Source organism: Pseudoalteromonas sp. (assembly GCF_041613455.1).
Lineage (GTDB): Bacteria > Pseudomonadota > Gammaproteobacteria > Enterobacterales > Alteromonadaceae > Pseudoalteromonas.
In genome coordinates this window covers 1-3,838 of the sequence record NZ_JBFJHD010000254.1, presented here as the reverse complement: position 1 = coordinate 3,838, position 3,838 = coordinate 1, and the positions used below count along the sequence as shown (strand labels likewise).

Genomic DNA, 3,838 nt, shown 5'->3' with positions numbered 1-3,838 from the left:
GCAAGAAGCGAAATACGGTAAGTTATGGGAGCAAGGTGAAGCGGGTATTAAGCATTATAATCAGCTTAATAAAGTGGAGCCGATGACTCGAGCACTAAAGGATATTGCTGCCGGTACTTGGTTTAGTGGTTTGCGGCGTGATCAGGCCACAACCCGCGCAGATAAGCAAGTGGTTGAAATTAGCCGCGGCACGGTGAAAGTCTATCCGATTATCGAGTGGAATAACCGTGATGTGTATCAGTATCTCACTAAACATAATCTGCCATATCATCCACTGTGGGAGCAGGGTTATGTGTCGATGGGAGACGTGCACACAACCCGTAAGCTAGAGCCAGGTATGACAGAAGAAGAAACGCGCTTTTTTGGTTTAAACCGCGAGTGTGGTTTGCATATAGATGGCGATGGTATTTAATTGGTTAGCAAAACCCGTATAAATAACACGCAGCTTAGGCTGCGTTTTTATTTAAATAAAAAAATTGCCAGATTGATTGCTTTTTATTAGACTCCACGGAAGAAAGGATTAATTTTAAGCAGGAACGCTATGAAATATTTTACCTATTTAGCAATATCTATCATGGTTGTTGCTGTTCTCTCATTGTTTTATTTAAAACAGCCGAACGGACAAAGTTGGCTTTCTACCTCTGTTATCACCAGCGAAACGCAGCAACTTAAAGACAAGTTTGTTAGCTTTACCCATACTACATACACTCAAGCAGTGACAGGGGTTTCACGTACTGCAGCGCACGTTATCGGTAAGCTATTAGGGGACTCTGCTGGCAGTAAAACAATTTATAAATGGCAAGATGATTATGGAGTGTGGCATTTTTCAGATACGCCAAACCCAAATGGGCTGAGTGTCGAAGCACAATTAAGCCCTACTGAAGTTAATGTAATGGTGGCGGAAGATACCGCTATTTTGTCGGGTAGTGCTAAGTCTAGCACACCACAACACAGCTCAGCGTCGCCCGCGGTATATGATCCTAGTGCGATTAAAAAGCTGTTTGAAGATGCTGAAAAAGCGCAGCAAAAGCTACAGCAACGCAGCCAAGAGTTGAATGATTTGATCCACTAATTATATAGTGTTATTGCAGCTAACAGCGTAATAAAAAAGCCTAACAACAGCGTTGTTAGGCTTTTAAATTGCTTTAATTAGGCGCTTATTTAATCAAGCATGTTACGTAATACATACTGTAAAATACCGCCATGTTTGTAGTAATCCCACTCTTTCGGAGTGTCTATGCGGACATCGGCACTAAAGCTTAACTTTTTACCTTCGCTATTGGTGGCAATCACGCTGACTTCGTTGGTTTTATCATACAAACCTTCAATATCAAACTGCTCTTGGCCGGTTAAACCTAGCGACTCATGACTTTCACCTTGCTTAAATTGCAGTGGTAATACCCCCATGCCAATAAGATTAGAGCGATGAATACGTTCATAGCTCTGTGCGATTACAGCTTTAACTCCTAACAACAGTGAGCCTTTTGCAGCCCAGTCACGCGACGAACCGGTGCCATATTCTTTACCTGCTAGCACCACGAGTGGGGTATCACTTTCTTGGTACGCCATCGCCGCATCATAAATACTGGCTAGCTCATCATCGGGTTGAGTGCGAGTAACGCCGCCTTCAGTGCCAGGTGCCAATAAGTTTTTTAGCCTAATATTAGCAAAAGTACCGCGCATCATTACCTCATGGTTACCCCTGCGCGAGCCATAAGAGTTAAACTGTGCTTGCTCTACGTTATGCTCTTGTAAATATAATCCAGCTGGTGAATCCGCTTTAATCGCGCCTGCGGGTGATATATGGTCGGTGGTCACTGAGTCGCCAAGTTTGGCTAAACAGCGTGCGCCAGTAATGGTTGGAATACCCGGCGGTTCAATCGTCATACCATCAAAAAAGGGCGCTTTTTTAATGTAAGTTGAGGCATCATTCCAATCGTAGAGTTTACCGTCTGGAATTTGAATTTTTTGCCAGCGGCTGTCGCCTTCATACACATTGGCATAACTGGTTTTAAACATTTCTTTAGTGACTGTTTCCTTAACTAAATCGTTAACTTCTTTTACGCTTGGCCAAATATTTTTTAGATAAATATCGTTACCATTCGCATCTTGCGCTAAAGGCTCGTTGTACACATCTATATCGGTTCGCCCAGCAATAGCGTAAGCAACCACCAGTGGTGGAGAGGCTAAAAAGTTCATTTTAACATCTTGGTGGATACGTCCTTCAAAGTTACGGTTACCCGATAAGATAGAGCTCACTATTAATTTATGCTTTTGAATGGCATCTGATATTTCAGTGGCTAATGGGCCAGAGTTACCAATACAGGTGGTACAGCCATAGCCCACCAAGTTAAAGCCTAGGCTTTCTAAGTCATCCATTAAACCTGCTTTTTCGAGGTAATCAGTCACCACTTTTGAGCCTGGTGCCAGCGATGTTTTAACCCAAGGTTTAACATTAATACCTAGTTGTTTGGCTTTTCTAGCCACCAAACCCGCCGCTAAAATAACACTCGGGTTAGAGGTGTTGGTACAACTTGTAATGGCTGCAATAACACATGCCCCATCTGTTAATTCAAACTGTTGACCTTTATAGCTTACTTTGGCTGCGCCAATAAACTGTGCTTCGTTGGTTGCTTCATCAGGGTTAGTTGTTGGACCTTCGCTTTCTATGCGTGCTTGTTCTTCATCACTTTTTTCTCGGCGAGCTAAGCGTTCGTCTTGAAACTCTTTTAAATGTTGGCTAATGACAGTGCCGGCTTTATCTAACGAAATTCTATCTTGCGGGCGTTTCGGGCCAGCTAAGCTAGGTACCACATCATCTAACTTAAGCTCTAGTTTATCGGTATAATTGGCTTCGTCGCCATCATTACGCCATAAGCCTTGGTGCTTTGCGTAGTCTTCAATGAGTTTAAGTTGTGTTTCATCACGGTTGGTTAAGCGTAAGTAATTAATGGTTTCGTCATCAATAGGGAAAATACCACAAGTTGCACCATACTCCGGAGCCATGTTGGCAATAGTGGCTCGGTCGGCAAGCGGTAAGTCGGCAAGTCCGTCACCGTAAAACTCGACAAATTTACCCACTACGCCATGGTTACGTAACATTTCGGTCACTGTGAGTACTAAATCGGTGGCCGTGGTGCCTTCTGGTAAACGCCCGCTGAGTTTTACCCCTACCACTTGAGGGATTAATAAACTAATGGGTTGTCCCAGCATAGCTGCTTCAGCTTCAATCCCCCCAACACCCCAGCCCAATATACCTAAACCGTTGATCATTGTGGTATGCGAGTCTGTGCCGACTAACGTATCGGGGTACGCAAATTTTTGTCCATTACGTTCTTCATTAAACACCACACGGCCTAAGTATTCTAAGTTTACTTGATGCACAATACCGGTGGCCGGCGGCACGACTTTTAAATTATCAAAGGCAGTTTGCCCCCAACGTAAAAACTCATAACGTTCTTTGTTGCGGTCGTACTCAAGCTTGGCGTTTAAATCAAATGCGCCATCATTACCATAGCCATCTACTTGTACCGAGTGGTCAATAACAAGCTCTGCTGGGGATAGCGGGTTTATTTTTGCGGGATCGCCGCCTAATTTCTCCATCGCATCGCGCATTGCGGCCAAATCGACAATCGCGGGCACGCCGGTAAAGTCTTGCATCACCACGCGCGCCGGTGTGAAAGCAACTTCCGTTGCCGGCTTAGCTTGCGGATCCCAATCTAATAAGGCTTGAATGTCTTGCTGTTTAATATTTTCGCCGTCTTCATTACGCAGCAGGTTTTCGAGCAGTATTTTTAATGAAAAAGGTAAGCGTTTGGCTTTATCGCCTAGCCCTTTT

The 3,838-nt window shown here is 44.1% G+C and carries 3 protein-coding genes; 2 read left to right on the top strand and 1 reads right to left on the bottom strand.

What is annotated here, in order from left to right:
* The coding region (locus ABYB02_RS15405) for a phosphoadenylyl-sulfate reductase (RefSeq protein ID WP_372763287.1) at nucleotides 1-412 on the top strand (412 nt) is incomplete at its 5' end.
* 129 nt (nucleotides 413-541) lie between these two features.
* A complete protein-coding gene (locus ABYB02_RS15400) occupies nucleotides 542-1,072 on the top strand; it encodes a DUF4124 domain-containing protein (protein ID WP_372763286.1) in 531 nt (176 codons plus the stop codon).
* 89 nt (nucleotides 1,073-1,161) lie between these two features.
* Here the strand turns inward: ABYB02_RS15400 and acnA are convergent.
* The coding region (gene acnA / locus ABYB02_RS15395; RefSeq protein ID WP_372763285.1) for an aconitate hydratase AcnA at nucleotides 1,162-3,838 on the bottom strand (2,677 nt) is incomplete at its 5' end.